The sequence below is a fragment of the Pantoea sp. S-LA4 genome (genome assembly GCF_054482835.1).
In genome coordinates this window covers 1,390,147-1,409,796 of sequence record NZ_JBTLRC010000002.1, presented here as the reverse complement: position 1 = coordinate 1,409,796, position 19,650 = coordinate 1,390,147, and the positions used below count along the sequence as shown (strand labels likewise).

The window sequence follows — 19,650 nt, the reverse complement described above, 5'->3', positions numbered from 1 at the left end:
TATGGCTGCTTATACTGCCCCCGGCTGGTATGGCAAGCTGCCGTCTACCGGCGACTTTCTGCACCATCGGCTGAGCGAGCAACAGATCACCCCGTGGAACCACTGGTTCCAGCAGGGATTACTGCACTGGCATCAGCAGGACGACGCGGTGACCGCGAACTTTTTGCGCGCGCCGGTATGGAATTTTGTCTTGCCGATCACCCCGACCCGGCAACAGGTGCAGATGGGCTGTTTACTCCCCTCCTGTGACCGCGTCGGACGGGCCTGGCCGCTGCTGGCGCTGCACAGCTTTCCGCTCAGCCAGTGGCATCCGGCGCAGCTGACTATCTCGGGAGAGTGGTTTCAGGAGCTGGGTGCCACGCTGCTGCGTGCGGTACAGACGCCGCTTAATGGTGAGCAGCTTGAGCAGCAAATCCAGGCGCTGACGCCGCTGCTGGTGCCCGCCAGGCAGCCTTCGGACATTATGGATGTGATCGGGTTTCAGGATTTGCCCTGCACGCTGAGCTGGCGTGAAGTGGCTGAACGTTTCGATCCCCAGCAGCATATGAGCTACTGGTGGAGTAACCGCAGTGATGGTTTTGCCCACGCGACCCATAAGCACAGCGGCAACCTCACCGCACAACTGTTTTCGTTACTGTTTAACCCGGCGGCAGGTGCACAGCCGGGACGTAATGGCCTCTACCCACCGATGTTTGAGTAAGGCCGGTTGCGTTTGCCGTTCAATCTGGGATAACTCATGCAATTTACCATTGTGCAATGCACTACGGATGTTCCGGTTAAAACCGTCGTGTTTCAACCGCCTGGAGGCACCATTGGCCGCAGTCAGGACAACGATCTGGTACTGCCAGATGAGTCACGCGCCATTTCGCGTCTGCAGGCGCTGGTTCATGTGTCGCACGACGGCGAATGCCGGCTGACGAATCAGGGCAGCGTCACGCCGGTGGAGCACAACGGCATCACGCTCGGTCGCGGGATGCAGGTGCTGCTGAAGCATGGCGATGCATTACGCATCGGCGACTATGCGCTGGACGTGCGCGATCCCGCCTGCCATCGCGAGCAGAGCGATCCTCTCGCGCTGTTTGCCGGTAACAGCGACCACCCGGCGAATCCGTTAGGCATTCACGAACATCATGAGGTGGAGGATCGCCTGATGGTGAATGAAAGCGCGCCGGTGCGGCACGAGCGTCACAATGATGCGCGGCTGGCGATAGAACCGCAGGCCAACGAGCCGCGCCGTGCGCTCGCCTCTCAGCCGCAGGATCAGGATAAGCTGATTGCCGCGCTGCTGGACGGCATGGGGCTGAGCAACGGCCACGCGACACCCATCGACGAAGAGCAGATGCGCATCACCGGCCGGATGCTGAGCCTGTTTTCGCAGGGTACGGTGGCGTTGCTGTCGTCGCGCTCCATCCTCAAGCGCGGGGTGAAAGCGGACATGACGATGATCCTTAACGAGGCCAACAACCCCTTTAAGATCCTGCCTTCCGGTAAGACCGTGCTGATGCAGATGTATCAGAGCCAGATGCCGGGCTTTATGCCGCCCGAGCAGGCGGTACGCGATGCGCTGGTTGATCTGCAGGCGCATCAGCTGGGGATGATCGCCGGTATCCGCGCCATCATTGCGGCCATGCTGCAGTCGTTTAATCCGGCCCGGCTGGAAGAGCAGGCCCGCGCCGACGGCATGCTGCCTAAGCTACCCTTCACCAGCCTCAAAAAGGCGGCGCTGTGGGATTACTTTACCCGCAACTATCAGCGTACCGCCGGCGAAATTGACGATGATTTCCATACCCTGTTTGGCGAAGCGTTTCTGCATGCCTATGACATGGAGGTCAATCAGTACAAAGATTCCCAGACGCGGGTAGATGAAGCATGAAGATCGTTTTTGCCAGCCGCTGCCAGCAAGGTCTGCGCGATGATAATCAGGATCGCACCGGTGCCGAGCTGGACGATCGCCGGGCCTGTTTTGTGGTCTGTGACGGCGTCGCCGGCCTCCCCGGCGGCGAGATGGCCGCGCAGCTGGTGCGTGACTGCCTGATTAGCCAGCTACAGCATTGCGAGCACTTTACCCCGGAGTTTACCCATCAGGCGATCGAACAGTGCCGGATTGCGCTGCACGAGGCACAGGGAAAGAATCCTAAATTTGCACGCATGAGCACCACCCTTGCGGCGCTGTTTATTGACCGCCAGAAACAGCGCGCATGGTGGGCGCACGCAGGTGATAGCCGGGTTTACCACTTCCGGCGTGGGGTGCTGCATGAGGTGACCCGGGACCACAGTCTGGCCCAGCAACTGAAAGAAGCGGGCTATGAAAATACCGGCATTAACAGTAATTTACTCTATAATGCGCTCGGCGCTGAACCGCCGCGTGCCGTCAGTTTTTCTCAGGAGATTGCGCTGGAAGATGGCGACGCGTTTCTGGTCTGCACCGATGGATTCTGGCTTAACCTGACCACCGGTGAAATGGAACAGGCACTGCGTATGGTTAACGCCTGCGAAGAGTGGCTGGCGCTGATGGAACAGGCGGTGAGCCGTAACGTGAAAAAAGATAATCTCAGCGCACTGGCGGTCTGGATTGGTGAGCCGGAAGAAGCGACATTGCTCTATTCACTGGCTGATTCGGCGCGCTTTCTGCCGCCTCGTTTTTGATTCCAAGGATTCTTATGAAACTGTGGTTGCCCGGCATCGCCACCTTACTGATCGCCTTTCACGCCCAGGCCGAAAATTATCGTGTGGTCTATTCGCCCAGCCTGGCGCTGGAGGTCTACATCGATAATGTGGTGAGCAAAGCGCCTGACGACTGGTGCAAGGAGACCTTGCCGCTGCGCATTGTCTCTGGCAAAAGTAAGGATTCGGCGGTGCTGACCACCTTTTTACCGCGCGTCGGCACCCTGCTGGCTAACCAGTGCGGCTTGCTGGATGTTATGCCGTGGCAGATGACCGACAAAGAGGGCGGCGTACTCGCCAGCGGCAGCGCCAGCAAGTTACAGAACTGGCGGCCGATTGTGATGGCGGACGCCACGGCCAGCGCCAGCGCCAGTAATGCCGCCCCGCTCGATCTGTCACGTCCGGCCAACAGCACGCCGCTGCAACATTTTGATCTGCCCAGCGGCTGCCATTTCCGCACCGCCTGGGATGAGAATGCCCAGACGATGTTTATCCCGGATGTCAGCAAGCAGCAGTGCTCGCCCGACGGCTGGGTCGAGGGCAAAAGTGAGCTGACGCTGGCCACGCCGGATCATTCGACGCCGGTGGCAGTGACCTTTTATCAGGGCTATCCGATCGCCAATCTGGCCATCCCGGATAGCAAACTGGAGGTCATTGCGGCGAATAATCAGCGCATGATCGTCACCCGCGCCGAAGCGCCCGATAGCTGGCTGGTGCTGCCGTTTGACAGCCAGCAACATGTCTGGCGCTTTAATGGAACCTTGTTGATTAAGATGGATAAGAATGCTGCGCAGCAGGACGCTGACGCTGTGAAATCGCGGGTTGAGACTTTGCGCGGCCAATGGGCGCCGCATTTCATGCCACAGCAAAAAGTGAATGTGTTACTCATCGACACCCTGCACGCGGATCTGGTTGATCCTGCCATTGGTGCCTGGCGTAACATCAATTAATTACCGCGCAGCCTGGCGAGCAGGCCGTGTTCAGAGAGTTCACTATGTCGGCAAATGATAATCAGAAAACGGTTCCGAATGCCCTGCCGGACGGATACCGCTTTAACGAGTTTGAGATCAAGGAAGTGATTGGTGGCGGCGGTTTCGGCATCGTCTATCGCGCGTGGGATCACCAGCTGGAACGCACCATCGCCATCAAAGAGTACATGCCGGTTTCGCTGGCGGTGCGTGCGGCGGATTTAACCCTGGAACTGCGCGGCGAGCGCTTCCAGAAACTGTTTAACGCCGGGCTGAACAGCTTTATCCAGGAAGCACGTCTGCTGGCCCGCTTTAACCATCCCGGCCTGCTGCACGTATTGCGCTTCTGGGAGCAGAACGGCACCGCCTATATGGGCACGCTTTACTACAGCGGCATGACGCTGAAAGAGTGGCAGCTCACCAGCCCGGAGTCGATTTCCGAAGCCTGGATTCGTCGTCTGCTGCCGCCGCTGCTGGGCGCCATCAGCACCATTCATCAGGCGGGCTATCTGCATCGCGATATCTCGCTGGATAATATCCAGATTCAGGAAAACCAGCTGCCGGTGCTGCTGGATTTCGGCTCGGCGCGCAAAGAGATCGGCAATCTCTCCGATGAAACCGAAATCATGCTGAAGCCCGGTTTCGCCCCGATTGAGCAGTACAGCGAAGAGGGAGAGGTTGAACAGGGCCCGTGGACGGATATCTACGCGCTCGGTGCCGTGCTGCACAGCCTGATCACCGGTAATCCCCCGCCGGTGAGCGTGGTGCGCTGCATTGAAGATAACTATCAGCCACTGGTTGAACGTCAGCCAGAAGGGTATTCGCTGCCGCTGCTGCATGCGATTGACTGCGCGCTGGCGATGAAGCCGGGCGATCGTCCGCAAACTATCGATGCGTTTGCGGCGCTGATTGATCTGCCGGTCAGTGATGTTGAAGCCGTGGTTAACAGTTTCCCGGTGCCGGGCGAAAGTCCTGCCGTCGTGGAAGAGGAGCCGGTCGAGACGCCAGCCCCGGTAGTAATGGCGGTGAATCACGGTGCCGCCGCCGCCGAGCCGGTTACGCCGCGTACCGTACGCCGACTGTCGCCAGGATTGCTGGGCGCTGCGGCCGTTGCGCTGCTGGCGGTGGTGGCTGCCGTCTGGCTGGCGAATCGTCACGCTGCAACACCGGAACCGGTCAGCCATGCACCGGTTGCCGCCACCGGTGCGCCCGCAGCGGCAGCGCCGGCCACGGACGCGCCAGCAGTACTGGCGACGGTTTATCTCAAGCTGGAAAGCGGTGAAAACGTGGTGCTCAACGGACAGCAGGTGGAAGTTAAACCGGGCAGCAGCGGCTTTGCCGCGCTGAATCTGGCGGCCGGACAGTATCGCATTGAAGTGCATAACGGCAGCGTGACCCACACACAATCGCTGACCATTGATAAGCCAGGCACCTGGCTGATTAATCCGGCCAACTGAGGTGAGGTAAGGCGGGAACGTAACCGCCAGCTCACCGTTTCCCCTGCTGCCAGAGGGCGGCAGGGGAAACGGGTTACGGTTACGGCGTCAGGCCTGCTTCAGGCAATGGCTTTGTTGTAACGTCCGTACCTGATGGGCCAGCCGGCTCAGACTCTCCTCTTCCATGCCGCGTCGGGTCAGCTCTTCTTCCAGCGAAAACAGATACTGGGCATTGGAACCCAGCGGGCCACTGGCAGCGGCAATCAGTGGGGCGATCGCCTCCGGGCAGGAGTCCGATTCATACAGCGGGTGACGCGGGTCCATAATAAAGGTCAGTGCCGTCACGCTGCGGCCATCATCCAGCTGCAGTTCGCACCAGGTCGGCAGATAGCAGCCGGTAATCATCTCGCGTTTCCACAGCAGCGCCAGCTCCTCATGCAGCCGCGCCTCCGGCAGGCGAAACGCCAGACCGCTGGTGCGACCGCCCTGTTTCAGCGCCAGCATCCGGCCGGGGTGCGTGGCGGTGCCGCGTCCGGCAATCAGCCGCAAACAGAAAGCGCGATGCCAGCCTTCCAGCCAGCCGGAAGCCACCTCATCCGCTTCAAAGATCGGGTTCCACATCAGAGAGCCGTAACCAAAGATCCAAACCGGGCTGTGATCGGGACGGCAGGCCAGCGTAGCCGCCAGCGACGCCGCGCGCTGCTCGCAACTCCAGAGCAGCGTCTCTTCGATATCACCGAACGACGTTTTACAATCCGCTTTTAAAAGAAATTCCCGGGTAAGCAATGCGACCTCCTCGACTATCACGGCGTCCTGTCCAGATGGCTCCTCTGTAATGATCACCAAAACGGCTTCGCGTTTCGTTCATAAAATTGACATTAATCCATTTACCGGACGGGTTTCAAGCGTGAGGTGGGTCGCAGGATAAAAAAAACCAGATAAACCTGATAGCGCAGAGGCAAAAAAGGACCAGATGTTTCTGGCCCTTTGCTGAAATCCGTCTACCTGCCGGCGTTAACGTTTAGGATGCCATTTATCATCATCCCCTTTTTCATACTCTTTCTTTACCGCCGACCAGGCAACTTTATGCGCCACCTCTTCGCGGGACTCATCACCACGACGATCGTCGGCGTCTTTATACTGTGACCAGGCGCTGTTGAATGCCTGCTGATAGATATCCTGCGCATGGGCCGGCAGTACGTGTCTGACGTTGTCGGGTAGATCGTTTCGGTTATCGTAAGGCATGTTTGCTCCTCGCTTTACAGGGTAATATTAAGTCTGGCCCAGCAGCGGAAAATTACAAATGCCGATTTATGCCAGGCTCAGATTAAAAATCGATTATCGGCACTGTAAATGCAGTTATCTGAGACTTTTTATCCGACTATCACGATGAAAGGATGGGTTTCGGCTTTTTATTGTTAACTGATTAATAATGAAATATTGATGATAATATCTGGTTAAGAGGCTTACGTTCATTTATTGGGAATAAGTAAAAAGCAGTAAATTTTCCCCGTTGAGTCAGCTGAAAAGATAAACTGCGCCCTGCCCTAAAACTGATTATATTTTAACAGCAGCAGCCGCTGCCCTTATGATCATTAACCAGAGAGGATGGTGAATGCCTTCACATGAAAAAACACGTCACAAGGAATTCTCGCTGATATTTCCCATCGTTACGCTGGGTGTACTCTACTTTTTTGGCGCACAAACCTCGTTCCCGATCGTCGTCGGTATCAACATTCTGGCCCTGATTGCCATTCTTAGCAGCGCGTTCAGCGTAGTGCGGCACGCAGACGTGCTGGCACACCGGCTGGGTGAGCCTTACGGATCGCTGATTCTGAGTTTATCGGTGGTAATCCTTGAGGTGAGTCTGATCTCGGCGCTGATGGCGACCGGCGATGCCGCGCCTGGCCTGATGCGTGACACGCTCTACTCGATTGTCATGATCGTGACCGGTGGGCTGGTAGGCTTTGCCCTGCTGCTTGGCGGTAATAAGTTTGCAACGCAATACGTTAATCTGGCGGGCGTGAAGCAATATCTGATCGCTATCTTCCCGCTGGCGATTCTGGTGCTGGTCTTTCCCAACGCCCTGCCCGGCGGCAACTTTTCCACCGCGCAGGCGCTGCTGATCGCGGCAATTTCAGCGGCGATGTATGGCGTTTTCCTGCTGATCCAGACCCGGACTCACCAAAGCCTGTTTATCTATGAACATGAAGATGAGAGTGACGATGGCGATCCGCATCACGGCAAACCCTCGGCCCACAGCAGCATCTGGCATACCGTCTGGCTGATTGTGCATCTGATTGCGGTGATCGCCGTGACCAAAATGAATGCCAATACGCTGGAAAGTTTGCTGACCGAAATGAATGCGCCGGCACAGTTCACCGGTTTCCTGGTGGCGCTGCTGATCCTCTCGCCTGAAGGCCTGGGCGCGATCAAAGCGGTGCTGATGAACCAGGTGCAGCGCGCCATGAACCTGTTCTTTGGTTCCGTGCTGGCCACCATCTCGTTAACCGTCCCGGCGGTGACTATCATTGCCACTCTGACCGGCCAGGAGTTGATCTTTGGCCTGGAGCCGCCACAGATGGTCATTATGATGGCGTCGCTGATCCTGTGTCAGCTCTCCTTCTCTACCGGCCGCACCAACGTGCTGAACGGTGCAGCGCACCTGGCGTTGTTTGCCGGTTACCTGGTCACCATCATGCTGTAACAACCCTTTTCGCAGACGAAAAAAAAGAGCGATTTCTCGCTCTTTTTTTCGTTGCGGCCGTTACTTACTTGCTGGTATCGAGATCCGGGAAGCTCTTGACCAGATCGTCAATCGCCTTCATCTGCATCAGGAACGGCTCCAGTTTGTCCAGCGGCAGCGCAGAAGGACCATCACACAAGGCGTGATCCGGGTCCGGATGTGCTTCAATAAACAGGCCGGCAATGCCCACCGCCATACCGGCACGTGCCAGTTCAGCCACCTGCGCACGACGTCCGCCAGACGCGGCGCCAAACGGGTCGCGGGTCTGCAGCGCATGAGTCACGTCGAAAATCACCGGGCTGTTTTTGGTCACTTTCTTCATCACGTTGAAGCCAAGCATGTCGACCACCAGGTTGTCATAACCGAAGTTGCTGCCGCGGTCACACAGGATCACCTGCTCGTTACCACCTTCAGCAAACTTATCCACGATGTTGCCCATCTGGCCAGGGCTGACGAACTGCGGCTTCTTAACGTTAATTACCGCACCGGTTTTCGCCATCGCTTCCACCAGGTCCGTCTGACGCGCCAGGAAAGCGGGCAACTGGATAACGTCAACCACATCGGCCACCGGCTGCGCCTGCGATGCTTCATGGACGTCAGTGATGATTTTCACGCCGAAAGCCTGCTTCAGCTCCTGGAAAATCTTCATGCCTTCTTCCAGGCCCGGACCGCGATAGGAGTGAATAGATGAACGGTTAGCTTTATCAAACGACGCTTTGAACACGTAAGGAATGCCGAGTTTGTCAGTCACTTTTACATAGTGTTCGCAGATGCGCATTGCCAGGTCGCGCGACTCCAGCACGTTCATCCCGCCGAACAGCACAAACGGCAGATCGTTTGCTACTCTGATGTCACCAATACTCACGACTTTCTGTGTCATGCCCTTTCCTTTTCAGTGGGTACGCTTAGTGCAGCGTGACCTGTTTTTGTTCGATTGCGTGAATCTGAACTTTGATCATTTCGCTGACCGGGTCCTCAGGACACTGCTCAACGAAGTACGTTAAATCATTCAGCGCGATATGTTCGCATTCCAACTGCGCATAGATCAAACCGCGATCGCGGATTTCATAGGGATCGTCCGGATCGATACGCAACAGCACCTGGCTGACGTTCAGCGCCAGCTCCATCTGCTTCTCTTCCATCAGGGCAGCTTTCAGCGTATCGAGCATTTTACGCATCACGGTGACGGTTTTGGCTTCATCGAGATCGTCATCATACAGCCGCGCGGTCGGACTGATGTTGCCCTTGAGCCACACTTCCAGCGTATGGGTATCCAGGGTTTCGCCATTGAACGGATTGATCAGCCATTTTTCGCCATCAATCCAGTCGGCACGCAGAATCAGCTGGGTTGGGAAGATGACCGGCATCAGCGGCAACTCCAGCTCAGCCGCAATATGCAGCAGAATAACGCCCAGCGAGACGGCGGTGCCCTGCCGGGTTTTCAGTACGTTGTCGATCCAGAGCGCATCAGAAAGGTTATATACCCCGCTGGCGCCGCCAAAACCCCACTGGCGATAGAACAGCTCCAGCAATTTTTCGAGTTGCAGATCCGCATCTTCGGCGTGGCTGACATAGTCACGCGCTTCGGCCACCAGGGCCGCAAGTTGTGCTTCCACCGACACGGCCGGGAAATCGGCGCGGATGGCAAGCGTAGCGCCAATCACCGCTTCACATAACGGTGTCTGGCTAAAATCTAATTGTTCGGTAGAGGTCATGCTATCCCCACAACGGCATTTTGCTCAGCGCCAGCTTAATGACCAGCACCAGTGCGATTAACGCCACCAGAAACGCAATCCAGCGGGTACGGTCAGTGCGTGGTCGGCGGCTCAATGCCACAAATCCTAAGGCGATGTAGATAATAACCCCTAATAGCTTCTCAGTCAGCCAGCTTCCTTGCGGAGTGAAGGGATAGAAGTGCGTAATCATCACCAGTGAGACACCGGTCAACAGTAACAGGGTGTCGTTAGCGTGAGGCAGAATGCGCACCCAGCGCCGCGACAGCATCGCTGACCCGCTGCGCAGCCAGTAAAAACGCAGCACAAACATAAAAATGGTGATCGCCACCGTTAACAGGTGAACATTTTTGATCAGAGGGTACCAGGCGTACATGGTGCGTCCTTGTCAGTCCGTTTTCAGGTTGAAGATTGTCCCAGGGTGACACGAGGGTTGCCACCGTAATCATTGACGGTTTCTACCGCGCGATAGCCTTGCTGGCGCATCTGTTCACGCACCGCATCGCCCTGCTGCCAGCCGTGCTCCAGCAGCAGCCAGCCGCCGGGTTGCAGCCAGTCAGGCGACTGCACTATCAGCGTGCGTAAATCTGCCAGACCGGCGTCAGCCGCCACCAGCGCGCTGCGCGGCTCAAACCGCACGTCGCCCTGTTCCAGGTGGTGATCGCAGGCATCAATATAGGGAGGATTGCTGACGATAAGGTCAAATCGCTGCGGGGCGAGCTGCTGAAACCAGTGGCTAAGCAGGAAACGGGCATGGGTAAGGTTGAGCCGCTGCGCATTACTGCGCGCCAGTTCCACCGCTTCGGCGATACGATCCACTCCGGTGACCTGGCAGTCAGGCCGTTCGCTGGCCAGCGCCAGTGCAATCGCGCCGGTGCCGGTACCCAGATCAAGAATGGTGGCGGGAGACGCGGGCAGATGTGCCAGCGCCTGCTCAACCAGCAGCTCAGTGTCCGGTCGCGGGATCAGCGTGGCGTCCGTGACGCGCAGCGGCAGCGACCAGAATTCACGTTCGCCAACCAGATGCGCCACCGGTTCACCGCGGGCGCGACGGCTCAGCAAGGCATCAAGCTGGCTCAGCTGCTCCTCACTCAGCACGGTGTCATCAAAAGCGATTAGCCAGCTGCGCGATTTACCGGTCACAAAACTTAACAGAATTTCAGCATCGCGCTTTGGGCTCTCGCCGCTGCGCAAGGTCGCAACGGCCTGTTTCAGCCAATGGCGAATCTCCATCAATCCTGTCCAGCCAGCGCCGCCAGCTGATCCGCCTGATATTCCTGCACGATCGGCTCAATCAGGCTGTCGATTTTGCCTTCCATGGTTTCATCCAGACGGTAAAGCGTCAGGTTGATGCGATGGTCGGTGACGCGGCCCTGCGGGAAGTTGTAGGTGCGGATACGGTCGGAGCGGTCACCGCTGCCCAGCAGGTTACGACGGGTGCTGGCTTCAGCGGCGTGACGACGGGCCATTTCAGCGGCGTGGATACGCGCGCCCAGCACCGCCAGCGCTTTGGCTTTGTTTTTATGCTGCGAACGTTCGTCCTGACACTCCACCACAATGCCGGTCGGCAGGTGAGTAATACGGATGGCTGAGTCGGTGGTGTTAACGTGCTGACCGCCGGCCCCCGATGAGCGGAAGGTATCGATCTTCAGATCGCCGGCGTTGATCTCCGGCAGTTCCGCTTCAGGAATTTCCGGCATCACCGCCACGGTGCAGGCGGAGGTATGGATTCGGCCCTGTGATTCGGTTTCAGGCACGCGCTGAACCCGGTGTCCGCCCGATTCAAACTTCAGGCGACCATAGGCACCGTCGCCCGTGACCCTGGCGATCACCTCTTTGTAACCGCCATGTTCGCCTTCGTTGGCGCTGACTATCTCTACCCGCCAGCGGCGCGCTTCAGCATAGCGGCTGTACATGCGGAACAGATCACCGGCGAAAATCGCCGCTTCATCACCGCCGGTCCCGGCGCGCACTTCGATGAAGCAGGCGCGTTCATCATCGGGATCTTTCGGCAGCAACAGCACCTGCAACTGCTGCTCCAGCACTTCACTCTGCTCACGCGCCGCCTGCAGCTCTTCCTGCGCCATGTCGCGCATTTCAGGATCGTCGAGCATCTGCTGCGCGGTTTCGATATCTTCCTGCACCTGCTGCCAGTCGCGGAAGCAACGGGTCACATCGGTCAGCTGGGCATATTCGCGAGACAGCGCACGGAAACGCTCCTGATCGGCGATCACGCCAGCATCGCCCAGCATCGCTTCCACTTCTTCGTGGCGCTCCTGCAGGGCTTCCAGTTTGGCAACTATAGAGGTTTTCATTTAAATGTGGGATTCCCGTAACAGGTGGCAGCAGCCTGGTGCCTACTCGAGACCCAGGCTGTCGCGTAAAATCTGCAGGCGTTCATTATCGCCGTCGCGGGCGGCCTGCTGAAGCGATTTGGTTGGTGCGTGAATTAAACGGTTGGTCAGCTTGTGTGCCAGTTCCTGCATCACTTTTTGTGGGTCGGCACCCTGTTGCAGCGCCTGCAGCGCGCGGCCTTCCAGCTCAGCACGGATCTCGTCCGCCTGAGAGCGGTATTCACGAATGGTATTGACCGCGCCCTGAGAACGCAGCCACGCCATAAATTCGCCGCTCTCCTGCACCACGATGCTCTCGGCCTGCACTGCCGCGGCTTTGCGTTGCGCCAGATTCTGCTCGATAATCGCCTGCAGGTCATCGACGCTATAGAGATAGGCATTCGGCAGCTTGCCCACTTCCGGCTCGACATCGCGCGGAACGGCGATATCCACCAGCAGCATCGGCTTATTACGACGTGCCTTCAGCGCGCGCTCCATCATGCCTTTGCCAATAATCGGCAGCGGACTGGCGGTGGAAGAGATGATAATGTCAGCTTCGGCCAGGCGGGCATCAATCTCCGCCAGGCTGATGACATCGGCCCCGACTTCTTTCGCCAGGGTTTCCGCCCGCTCGCGAGTGCGGTTAGCGATGATGAGTTTTTTGACCTGATGCTCGCGCAGATGGCGCGCCACCAGCTCAATGGTTTCACCGGCACCGACCAGCAGCACGTTGACGGAAGAGAGCGATTCAAAAATCTGACGCGCCAGGGTACAGGCGGCAAACGCCACCGAGACGGCATTGGCACCGATATCAGTTTCGGTCCGCACCCGTTTGGCGACGGAGAAGGTTTTCTGGAACATGCGTTCCAGTTCGCTGCTCAGCGCCTGGCCGCGCGAGGAGTCGGCAAAGGCTTTCTTCACCTGGCCGAGAATCTGCGGTTCACCCAGCACCAGCGAATCGAGCCCGCTGGCGACACGCATCAGGTGGCTGACCGCCTCGTTATCCTGATGCCAGTAAAGGCTGTTGCGTACGTCTTCTTCATCGAGCTGATGATAGTCGCATAACCAGCGTACCAGACGCGCCTGCAAATCAGCCTGCTGCTCTACACTGAGGTAGAGTTCGGTCCGGTTACAGGTCGACAGCACCACGCCGCTCTGCACCATTGGCTGTGATAACAGGCTGTTCAGCGCCTGCTCAAGCGTCTCCGGCCCGAACGAGACACGTTCGCGCAGAGCAATGGGGGCAGTTTTGTGATTGATTCCGAGAGCGAGCAGCGTCATGGTGGTTTCGGTTGGGATGTCCCAATAATGTCAGGGTTTTGTGAGGCGCATTCTACAAGATGCGACAGATCAAGAAAAGCCATACAAAGCCTATGACTGTAATAAGATTAACCTGATCGTGCTCAATTTGCTGCATAACAGCATTGACGGCTTAAATACGGATGGTTAGCGTTATCCGTTACGAATTATAAACGTGTCTGAGGAGATGACCACTTGATGCTTTATTCACCACGCACTCTGTTGCGCATTTTGCCCCTTGCCAGCGTATTGCTGGCTGCCTGTAGCGTGAACAAACCGCAAGGTCCGGGTCCCAGCGTAACTGCGCCACAGTGGCAACAGCATCAGCAGGCAGTATCGAAAGTCACGCATTATCAGACGCGCGGCGCTTTTGCTTACCTTTCTGACAAGCAAAAAGTCTACGCACGCTTTAACTGGCAGCAGACCGCGCCCGATCGTTATCGCCTGTTGCTGACCAATCCGCTCGGCAGCACCGAGTTGCAGCTGGATGCCCAGGGTACAGTGGTGCAGATCGTTGACAACAAAGGCAAACGCTACGTCAGCAACGACGCGCAGAAGATGATTTCGCAGCTGACCGGGATGAATATTCCGCTGGCTAACCTGCGTCAGTGGATGATGGGTCTGCCAGGCGAAGCCACCGACTATCAGCTTAATGAGAACTACCAGCTGCGCAGCCTGAACTACAGCCGTGATGGCCAGAGCTGGCAGGTGTCGATTGCCGGTTACGACAGCAAAGTGACGCCGCCGCTGCCCGCCAGTCTGGAGCTGAAAGAAGGCGATCAGCGGATTAAACTGCGTATGGACAGCTGGACCGTTCAATGATCACCTACTGGCCATCACCGGCAAAACTGAACCTTTTTCTCTACATCACCGGCCGTCGTCCCGACGGCTATCACAACCTGCAGACGCTGTTTCAGTTTCTCGATTATGGCGACAGGTTGCAGATTACGGTCGATCAGAGCGATCGCATCCAGCTGCTGACGCCGGTCGCAGGCGTGGCCGAGGCGGATAACCTGATCGTCCGGGCGGCCGAACGCTTAAAACAGGCGGCTCAGGCGAAGCAGACGCTGCCCGCCCAGGCTGGCGCGCAGATTGCCATTGAGAAGCGTTTGCCGATGGGTGGTGGTCTCGGCGGCGGCTCATCCAACGCGGCAACCGTGCTGGTGGCGCTCAATCATCTGTGGCAAACCGGCCTGACGCCGGATGAACTGGCGGCCATTGGCGTGCAGCTCGGTGCCGACGTTCCGGTGTTCGTAAAAGGCTTCGCCGCCTTTGCTCAGGGTGTCGGTGAACAACTTCAGCCCGCAGAGCCGGAAGAAAAGTGGTATCTTGTCGCCCATCCCGGCGTGAGTATCAGCACCCCGGCAGTCTTCAACGACCCCGCGCTGACGCGAGACACGCCGGTGCGCAGTTTAGCGACGCTTTTATCCTCACCCTTCGCTAATGATTGTGAAGCAGTGGTAAGAAAACGTTTTCGCGAGGTTGAAGAGCTTGTTTCCTGGCTGCTAGAATACGCGCCGTCGCGCCTGACTGGCACTGGCGCTTGTGTGTTTGCTGAATTTGACACCGAGTCTGCTGCTCGTCAGGTGCTGGAACTTGCCCCGAATGGGGTGCGCGGATTTGTAGCCCGAGGCGTAAATGTTTCGCCGCTACAGCGTGCCCTGCGAGGCGATTAGCGAATGCGTGACAGTGTCACCCCGTTCCAGACACTGCACGTTTCGCATCAACACACCCGTGTGAACGCCCATGACCGTATTCGCCGGTTACTGTCGTGCCGTTCATTCTCTGGACGCAAAGCCTGAGGTTCTTCTCGTGCCTGATATGAAGCTATTTGCTGGTAACGCCACCCCGGAACTAGCACAACGTATTGCCAACCGCCTTTACACCAGTCTGGGAGACGCCGCCGTTGGTCGTTTCAGTGACGGTGAAGTGAGCGTACAGATTAACGAAAATGTACGCGGTGGTGATATTTTCATCATCCAGTCCACCTGTGCTCCCACCAACGATAATCTGATGGAACTGGTTGTGATGGTCGACGCGCTGCGTCGTGCTTCTGCTGGTCGTATTACCGCAGTCATCCCCTACTTTGGTTATGCCCGTCAGGATCGCCGCGTGCGCTCCGCGCGTGTACCTATTACCGCTAAAGTAGTGGCAGACTTCCTTTCCAGCGTCGGTGTTGACCGTGTTCTGACGGTTGACCTGCACGCCGAGCAGATCCAGGGCTTCTTCGACGTCCCGGTTGATAACGTATTTGGCAGCCCGATTCTGCTGGAAGACATGCTGCAGATTGGTCTGGAAAACCCGATTGTTGTTTCTCCCGATATTGGTGGCGTAGTGCGTGCCCGTGCTATCGCTAAACTGCTGAACGACACCGATATGGCAATCATCGATAAACGCCGCCCGCGCGCGAACGTTTCTCAGGTGATGCACATTATTGGTGACGTTGCTGGCCGCGACTGCGTGCTGGTCGACGACATGATCGACACCGGCGGCACGCTGTGTAAAGCGGCTGAAGCGTTGAAAGAGCGCGGTGCGAAGCGCGTATTTGCTTACGCAACGCACCCAATCTTCTCAGGCAACGCGGTTGAAAACCTGCGTAAGTCGGTGATCGACCAGGTGATTGTCTGCGATACCATTCCGCTGTCTGAAGAGATGAAGTCACTGCCGAATGTGCGCACCCTGACTTTGTCTGGCATGCTGGCTGAAGCGATTCGCCGCATCAGTAACGAAGAGTCAATCTCGGCGATGTTCGAGCATTAATCTTCGCGAAACCGGGCTTCATGCCCGGTTTTTTTCATCTGTGCGACGGCCCGATTAACTCGCTGCCTTTAGTGATATTCCCGCGATAAATTTCCCCGAAATCGGTTATTTTCAACGCCACCCACTCTTTTAGTAAAACGCCGCATTCCTCACTTCTGCCCCAGACGGTTAAGTGATAATTTGCTGCGCACTTTTCATCACAACGCCACCACTATGACTCTGGATATCTATACGCTATTTATTTGTGAGCTCTACGTGTTGGGTTTTTTAAGCATCATCATGGTTTTTGCCTGGATGGGATCGCAATACGATCGCGTGCTGGGTTTTACCTGTCTGTCGCTTATTTTTACCCTGGTGGCGGTGTTTTTTAGCAGTTTACGCAGCAGCGGAATGCAGTTTCTGCCGGTTGCCGCCGGCAATGTGCTGGTGATGCTGGCCTATGGCGGCTTACTCAATGCCTTTCGCTTATTCTGCGGTAAAAAGATCGGCACCGGCTGGCTGCTGGGCGCACTGCTCTGGGCGATCCTCTGCTGTTTTCCAGCGTTCTACTACAGCTTACCCAAGCGGGTGCTGGTGCTGTGCATCGCCTGTGTTGCATACACGGCGGCGCTGATCCAGTTGTTATGGCTGGCCCGTGATTCGCTGAAAGTCACCTTCTGGCCCGCGCAACTGCTGCTGTGGATCCATCTGCTGTTTCATCTGGCGCGGATGCTGCTGGACAAGGCGATACCGACCCGCCTGCACGGTGCGATTGGCGGGTCTGACTTTTCGGTTTATGTGATTCTGGAATCGATTCTGTTTGTCATCGGCCTGACCTTCACCATTCTGGCGATGGTCAATGAGCGCACCCAGATCGCCTACAAATACGCCTCACTGCACGATCCGCTGACCAGCGTCTGGAACCGGCGGGCGCTGTTTCTTGAGGCAGAGAAAATCGTGGCGCGCTGCCATCGGCAGAACCGCCCGTTTACTGCGGTGCTGTTCGACCTCGATCACTTTAAAAGCGTCAATGACCGTTATGGACACCATCAGGGCGACCAGATTTTGATCGACTTTTGCCAGTTAGTGACCGGACTGATCCCGGTTGAAGGACGTTTTGCCCGACTGGGCGGTGAGGAGTTTGCAGCGATTATTCCGGCAGGTGCAGAGGAAGCACAGGCCTGGTGTGAAGCGATTCGTTTGGCGACCAGTCAGTCACAAACCAGCGCCGTAGACTATACGGTCAGCATTGGATTTGCCACGGCGACCCGTCGTCAGCACCGCTTCGAGGATTTACTGGCGCTGGCCGATGAGGCGCTTTATCGCGCCAAAGCCAGCGGCAGAAATCGTACTGAACAGCAGCCGATATCGGCAGCCATCCGTTAGTGATGGGTGTGATGAGACCGACGGCAGCGTTTGTCGTAATGACGCAGCCAGTAATAACGATCTTCCACTTTTTCACGACCGCTGACGCGTGCGCCGACCAGCCACAGCAGCGCGCCGATAAAAATACTGAACATCGCACCGTGCGCCAGAAACTGTGGCAGATGAAGCGACGGTAACTGGTTGATAATTGAATAGCCAACACCCAGTACCATTGTGAGTAATCCCAGTACCATCAAACTATTACCCGCGACGCGACAATGTTGATGTTTCATGTTGCACCTCCATCCTTATGAGCCGATTAAAACCGCACACAATGTTAAGTTGCCATAAGTTTAGGCAATGGCTGACGGCAACGTTGCGGGCCGGATCACACAACCGCCATAAACTTGTGACTGGATCTGATTGCAGCTTATTGATTTAGATGAAAAATGATTAATCACCGTTCTGAATCACTTTAACGGTATGCGCTTTGTCATCTCGCCTGCGGCGAAGTAAACTAACGCCCTTTGGCAATAACAGCAGGATATTCATTGTGAGCAGCATTAAACTGATTGTGGGTCTTGCCAATCCCGGCGCTGAATATGCCGCCACGCGCCATAATGCCGGTGCCTGGTATCTGGATTTACTGGCTGAGCGCCACAATCAGTCACTGAAAGAGGAAGGTAAATTCTTCGGCTATACCGCCCGTCTGGCGATCGCCGGAGAAGATGTGCGCTTGCTGGTGCCGACCACTTTTATGAACCTGAGCGGCAAAGCGGTGGCCGCAATGGCGACCTTCTATCGCATTGCACCGGAAGAGATTCTGGTGGCCCACGATGAACTCGACTTGCCGCCAGGCGTAGCGAAGTTTAAGCAAGGCGGCGGGCATGGTGGCCATAATGGGCTGAAGGACATCATCAGTAAGCTAGGCAACAACAATAACTTCCACCGTCTGCGCATCGGCATCGGTCATCCGGGCGATCGCAATAAGGTAACCGGATTTGTGCTGGGCAAACCGCCCGCCAGTGAGCAGAAACTGATTGATGACGCCATTGATGAAGCGGTGCGCTGCACCGAACTGTGGCTGAAAGAAGATCGCATCAAGGCGATGAACCGGCTGCACGCTTTCAAGCCTGCTTAATCGCCCGAATCGTCGCGATTCTGTGTATAATGCGCGAAAATTTTCATTTCGTCTCCGACAGTGCGCCGCCGGGCGGGCTGTCCATCCAGTTATAAAGGGTATCAAACCATGGGATTCAAATGCGGTATCGTCGGCCTGCCGAACGTCGGTAAATCCACGCTGTTTAACGCGCTGACTAAAGCGGGTATCGAAGCGGCTAACTTCCCCTTCTGCACCATTGAGCCCAACACTGGCGTGGTGCCGATGCCTGACCTGCGTCTCGATCAGCTGTCTGAGATTGTTAAACCGCAGCGCGTGGTGCCTACGACCATGGAATTCGTCGACATCGCTGGCCTGGTAAAAGGCGCGTCAAAAGGTGAAGGACTGGGTAACCAGTTCCTGACCAACATCCGTGAAACCGAAGCGATCGGTCACGTGGTGCGCTGCTTTGAGAACGACAACATCATTCACGTTGCGGGCAAAGTAAACCCGGCTGAAGATATTGACGTCATCAACACCGAACTGGCGCTCTCCGATCTCGATACCTGCGAACGTGCGATTCAGCGCGTGCAGAAGAAAGCCAAAGGCGGCGATAAAGACGCGAAAGCCGAACTGGCAGCGCTGGAGAAGTGCCTGCCGCATCTCTCTGAAGCCGGTATGCTGCGTTCGCTGGATCTGGATGCTGATGAGAAAGCGGCAATTCGCTATCTGAGCTTCCTGACGCTGAAGCCGACCATGTACATCGCTAACGTCAATGAAGACGGTTTTGAGAACAACCCTTACCTTGATCAGGTGCGTGCCATCGCCGAAGCGGAAGGTTCCGTGGTGGTGCCGGTGTGTGCTGCGGTGGAATCAGATATCGCTGAGCTGGAAGATGAAGATCGTGATGAGTTCATGGCGGAACTGGGACTGGAAGAGCCAGGCCTGAACCGTGTGATCCGTGCCGGTTACTCCCTGCTGAACCTGCAGACTTACTTCACCGCAGGCGTGAAAGAAGTGCGTGCCTGGACCATCCCGGTAGGCGCTACGGCTCCTCAGGCAGCCGGTAAAATCCATACCGACTTCGAGAAAGGCTTCATCCGTGCACAGACCATCGCCTTTGAAGACTTTATCGCTTATAAAGGCGAGCAAGGCGCGAAAGAAGCCGGCAAGATGCGTTCTGAAGGGAAAGAGTACATCGTCAAAGATGGCGACGTGATGAACTTCCTGTTTAACGTCTGATTGGTTTCTGTTGTCTCATGAGGTTT

The 19,650-nt window shown here is 56.7% G+C and carries 21 protein-coding genes; 12 read left to right on the top strand and 9 right to left on the bottom strand.

Annotation, left to right across the window (positions count from 1 at the left end):
* The first annotated feature begins 1 nt into the window (after position 1).
* Genes tagF through ACX3P5_RS07425 form a run of 5 tightly spaced genes read left to right on the top strand, consistent with a single transcriptional unit; the run spans position 2 to position 5,089 of the window.
* Positions 2-700, top strand: coding sequence for a type VI secretion system-associated protein TagF (gene tagF, locus ACX3P5_RS07445; protein ID WP_233984523.1), 699 nt, complete (start codon positions 2-4; stop codon positions 698-700).
* A 36-nt stretch (positions 701-736) separates the two neighbouring features.
* Complete coding sequence (gene tagH / locus ACX3P5_RS07440) at positions 737-1,873, top strand: type VI secretion system-associated FHA domain protein TagH (protein WP_233984524.1); 1,137 nt, start codon at positions 737-739, stop codon at positions 1,871-1,873.
* A complete protein-coding gene (locus ACX3P5_RS07435; protein WP_233984525.1) occupies positions 1,870-2,646 on the top strand; it encodes a PP2C family protein-serine/threonine phosphatase in 777 nt (258 codons plus the stop codon). Before tagH ends, ACX3P5_RS07435 begins: the two co-directional genes overlap by 4 nt.
* A gap of 14 nt (positions 2,647-2,660) precedes the next feature.
* A complete protein-coding gene (locus tag ACX3P5_RS07430; RefSeq protein WP_458968495.1) occupies positions 2,661-3,614 on the top strand; it encodes a hypothetical protein in 954 nt (317 codons plus the stop codon).
* A gap of 44 nt (positions 3,615-3,658) precedes the next feature.
* Positions 3,659-5,089, top strand: a complete 1,431-nt coding sequence (locus tag ACX3P5_RS07425; protein WP_336755068.1) for a serine/threonine protein kinase — start codon at positions 3,659-3,661, stop codon at positions 5,087-5,089.
* 87 nt (positions 5,090-5,176) lie between these two features.
* Here ACX3P5_RS07425 and ACX3P5_RS07420 read toward each other — a convergent pair whose 3' ends face one another.
* On the bottom strand, positions 5,177-5,854 hold the full coding sequence (locus ACX3P5_RS07420) for a gamma-glutamylcyclotransferase (RefSeq protein ID WP_233984528.1): 678 nt from the start codon (positions 5,852-5,854) through the stop codon (positions 5,177-5,179).
* A gap of 228 nt (positions 5,855-6,082) precedes the next feature.
* Positions 6,083-6,313: a putative cation transport regulator ChaB gene (chaB, locus tag ACX3P5_RS07415; RefSeq protein ID WP_094121767.1), complete on the bottom strand. Its 231-nt coding sequence runs from the start codon at positions 6,311-6,313 to the stop codon at positions 6,083-6,085.
* A 370-nt stretch (positions 6,314-6,683) separates the two neighbouring features.
* Here chaB and chaA point away from each other — a divergent pair, with 370 nt between their 5' ends.
* A complete protein-coding gene (gene chaA / locus ACX3P5_RS07410; RefSeq protein WP_233984530.1) occupies positions 6,684-7,775 on the top strand; it encodes a sodium-potassium/proton antiporter ChaA in 1,092 nt (363 codons plus the stop codon).
* A gap of 64 nt (positions 7,776-7,839) precedes the next feature.
* Here the strand turns inward: chaA and kdsA are convergent, their stop codons facing one another.
* Genes kdsA through hemA form a run of 6 tightly spaced genes read right to left on the bottom strand, consistent with a single transcriptional unit; the run spans position 7,840 to position 13,161 of the window.
* Positions 7,840-8,694: a 3-deoxy-8-phosphooctulonate synthase gene (gene kdsA, locus ACX3P5_RS07405; RefSeq protein ID WP_233984531.1), complete on the bottom strand. Its 855-nt coding sequence runs from the start codon at positions 8,692-8,694 to the stop codon at positions 7,840-7,842.
* Positions 8,695-8,719: 25 nt separating this feature from the next.
* Positions 8,720-9,529, bottom strand: coding sequence for an invasion regulator SirB1 (sirB1, locus tag ACX3P5_RS07400; protein ID WP_094121771.1), 810 nt, complete (start codon positions 9,527-9,529; stop codon positions 8,720-8,722).
* A 1-nt stretch (position 9,530) separates the two neighbouring features.
* Positions 9,531-9,923, bottom strand: a complete 393-nt coding sequence (locus ACX3P5_RS07395) for a SirB2 family protein (protein ID WP_233984532.1) — start codon at positions 9,921-9,923, stop codon at positions 9,531-9,533.
* Positions 9,924-9,946: 23 nt separating this feature from the next.
* A complete protein-coding gene (prmC, locus tag ACX3P5_RS07390) occupies positions 9,947-10,780 on the bottom strand; it encodes a peptide chain release factor N(5)-glutamine methyltransferase (RefSeq protein ID WP_458968494.1) in 834 nt (277 codons plus the stop codon).
* Complete coding sequence (prfA, locus tag ACX3P5_RS07385; RefSeq protein ID WP_233984534.1) at positions 10,780-11,862, bottom strand: peptide chain release factor 1; 1,083 nt, start codon at positions 11,860-11,862, stop codon at positions 10,780-10,782. The genes prmC and prfA overlap by 1 nt, the downstream gene beginning before the upstream one ends.
* 42 nt (positions 11,863-11,904) lie before the next feature.
* On the bottom strand, positions 11,905-13,161 hold the full coding sequence (gene hemA, locus ACX3P5_RS07380; RefSeq protein ID WP_458968493.1) for a glutamyl-tRNA reductase: 1,257 nt from the start codon (positions 13,159-13,161) through the stop codon (positions 11,905-11,907).
* Between the two features lie 216 nt (positions 13,162-13,377).
* On the opposite strand from hemA, the gene lolB reads away from it, so the two are divergent.
* The 4 genes from lolB (at position 13,378) to ACX3P5_RS07360 (ending at position 17,304) form a co-directional block, all read left to right on the top strand.
* Positions 13,378-14,001 (top strand): lipoprotein insertase outer membrane protein LolB, encoded by a 624-nt coding sequence (lolB, locus tag ACX3P5_RS07375; RefSeq protein ID WP_094121776.1) that lies wholly within the window; start codon positions 13,378-13,380, stop codon positions 13,999-14,001.
* Positions 13,998-14,855 carry a 4-(cytidine 5'-diphospho)-2-C-methyl-D-erythritol kinase gene (gene ispE / locus ACX3P5_RS07370; RefSeq protein WP_233984536.1) on the top strand — a complete coding sequence of 286 codons (858 nt, stop codon included), beginning with the start codon at positions 13,998-14,000 and terminating at the stop codon, positions 14,853-14,855. The genes lolB and ispE overlap by 4 nt, the downstream gene beginning before the upstream one ends.
* A 136-nt stretch (positions 14,856-14,991) precedes the next feature.
* Complete coding sequence (gene prs / locus ACX3P5_RS07365) at positions 14,992-15,939, top strand: ribose-phosphate diphosphokinase (protein ID WP_006118899.1); 948 nt, start codon at positions 14,992-14,994, stop codon at positions 15,937-15,939.
* A 213-nt stretch (positions 15,940-16,152) separates the two neighbouring features.
* Positions 16,153-17,304, top strand: a complete 1,152-nt coding sequence (locus tag ACX3P5_RS07360) for a GGDEF domain-containing protein (protein WP_458969170.1) — start codon at positions 16,153-16,155, stop codon at positions 17,302-17,304.
* On the opposite strand, the gene ychH is transcribed toward ACX3P5_RS07360, so the two are convergent.
* The gene (ychH, locus tag ACX3P5_RS07355; protein ID WP_031375314.1) at positions 17,301-17,576 is read right to left on the bottom strand and encodes a stress-induced protein YchH; all 276 of its coding nucleotides are present in this window, start codon (positions 17,574-17,576) and stop codon (positions 17,301-17,303) included. The two genes, ACX3P5_RS07360 and ychH, sit on opposite strands and share 4 nt — an antisense overlap.
* Positions 17,577-17,836: 260 nt before the next feature.
* Here ychH and pth point away from each other — a divergent pair, with 260 nt between their 5' ends.
* Together pth and ychF are read left to right on the top strand one after the other, a co-directional pair.
* Positions 17,837-18,424 (top strand): aminoacyl-tRNA hydrolase, encoded by a 588-nt coding sequence (gene pth, locus ACX3P5_RS07350; protein WP_233984537.1) that lies wholly within the window; start codon positions 17,837-17,839, stop codon positions 18,422-18,424.
* Positions 18,425-18,532: 108 nt separating this feature from the next.
* Entirely contained in the window at positions 18,533-19,624 is a 1,092-nt protein-coding gene (gene ychF / locus ACX3P5_RS07345) for a redox-regulated ATPase YchF (RefSeq protein WP_031375312.1), read from the top strand.
* Positions 19,625-19,650: the final 26 nt, after the last annotated feature.

Coding starts and splice junctions, on each gene's coding strand:
- hemA (WP_458968493.1), bottom strand. CDS start 13,161: ATGACGCTGCTCGCTCTCGGAATCAATCACAAAACTGCCCCCATTGCT.
- tagF (WP_233984523.1), top strand. CDS start 2: ATGGCTGCTTATACTGCCCCCGGCTGGTATGGCAAGCTGCCGTCTACC.
- ACX3P5_RS07360 (WP_458969170.1), top strand. CDS start 16,153: ATGACTCTGGATATCTATACGCTATTTATTTGTGAGCTCTACGTGTTG.
- prfA (WP_233984534.1), bottom strand. CDS start 11,862: ATGAAAACCTCTATAGTTGCCAAACTGGAAGCCCTGCAGGAGCGCCAC.
- chaB (WP_094121767.1), bottom strand. CDS start 6,313: ATGCCTTACGATAACCGAAACGATCTACCCGACAACGTCAGACACGTA.
- ACX3P5_RS07425 (WP_336755068.1), top strand. CDS start 3,659: ATGTCGGCAAATGATAATCAGAAAACGGTTCCGAATGCCCTGCCGGAC.
- ychH (WP_031375314.1), bottom strand. CDS start 17,576: ATGAAACATCAACATTGTCGCGTCGCGGGTAATAGTTTGATGGTACTG.
- kdsA (WP_233984531.1), bottom strand. CDS start 8,694: ATGACACAGAAAGTCGTGAGTATTGGTGACATCAGAGTAGCAAACGAT.
- sirB1 (WP_094121771.1), bottom strand. CDS start 9,529: ATGACCTCTACCGAACAATTAGATTTTAGCCAGACACCGTTATGTGAA.
- ACX3P5_RS07435 (WP_233984525.1), top strand. CDS start 1,870: ATGAAGATCGTTTTTGCCAGCCGCTGCCAGCAAGGTCTGCGCGATGAT.
- ACX3P5_RS07395 (WP_233984532.1), bottom strand. CDS start 9,923: ATGTACGCCTGGTACCCTCTGATCAAAAATGTTCACCTGTTAACGGTG.
- chaA (WP_233984530.1), top strand. CDS start 6,684: ATGCCTTCACATGAAAAAACACGTCACAAGGAATTCTCGCTGATATTT.
- ACX3P5_RS07430 (WP_458968495.1), top strand. CDS start 2,661: ATGAAACTGTGGTTGCCCGGCATCGCCACCTTACTGATCGCCTTTCAC.
- tagH (WP_233984524.1), top strand. CDS start 737: ATGCAATTTACCATTGTGCAATGCACTACGGATGTTCCGGTTAAAACC.
- ispE (WP_233984536.1), top strand. CDS start 13,998: ATGATCACCTACTGGCCATCACCGGCAAAACTGAACCTTTTTCTCTAC.
- lolB (WP_094121776.1), top strand. CDS start 13,378: ATGCTTTATTCACCACGCACTCTGTTGCGCATTTTGCCCCTTGCCAGC.
- prmC (WP_458968494.1), bottom strand. CDS start 10,780: ATGGAGATTCGCCATTGGCTGAAACAGGCCGTTGCGACCTTGCGCAGC.
- ychF (WP_031375312.1), top strand. CDS start 18,533: ATGGGATTCAAATGCGGTATCGTCGGCCTGCCGAACGTCGGTAAATCC.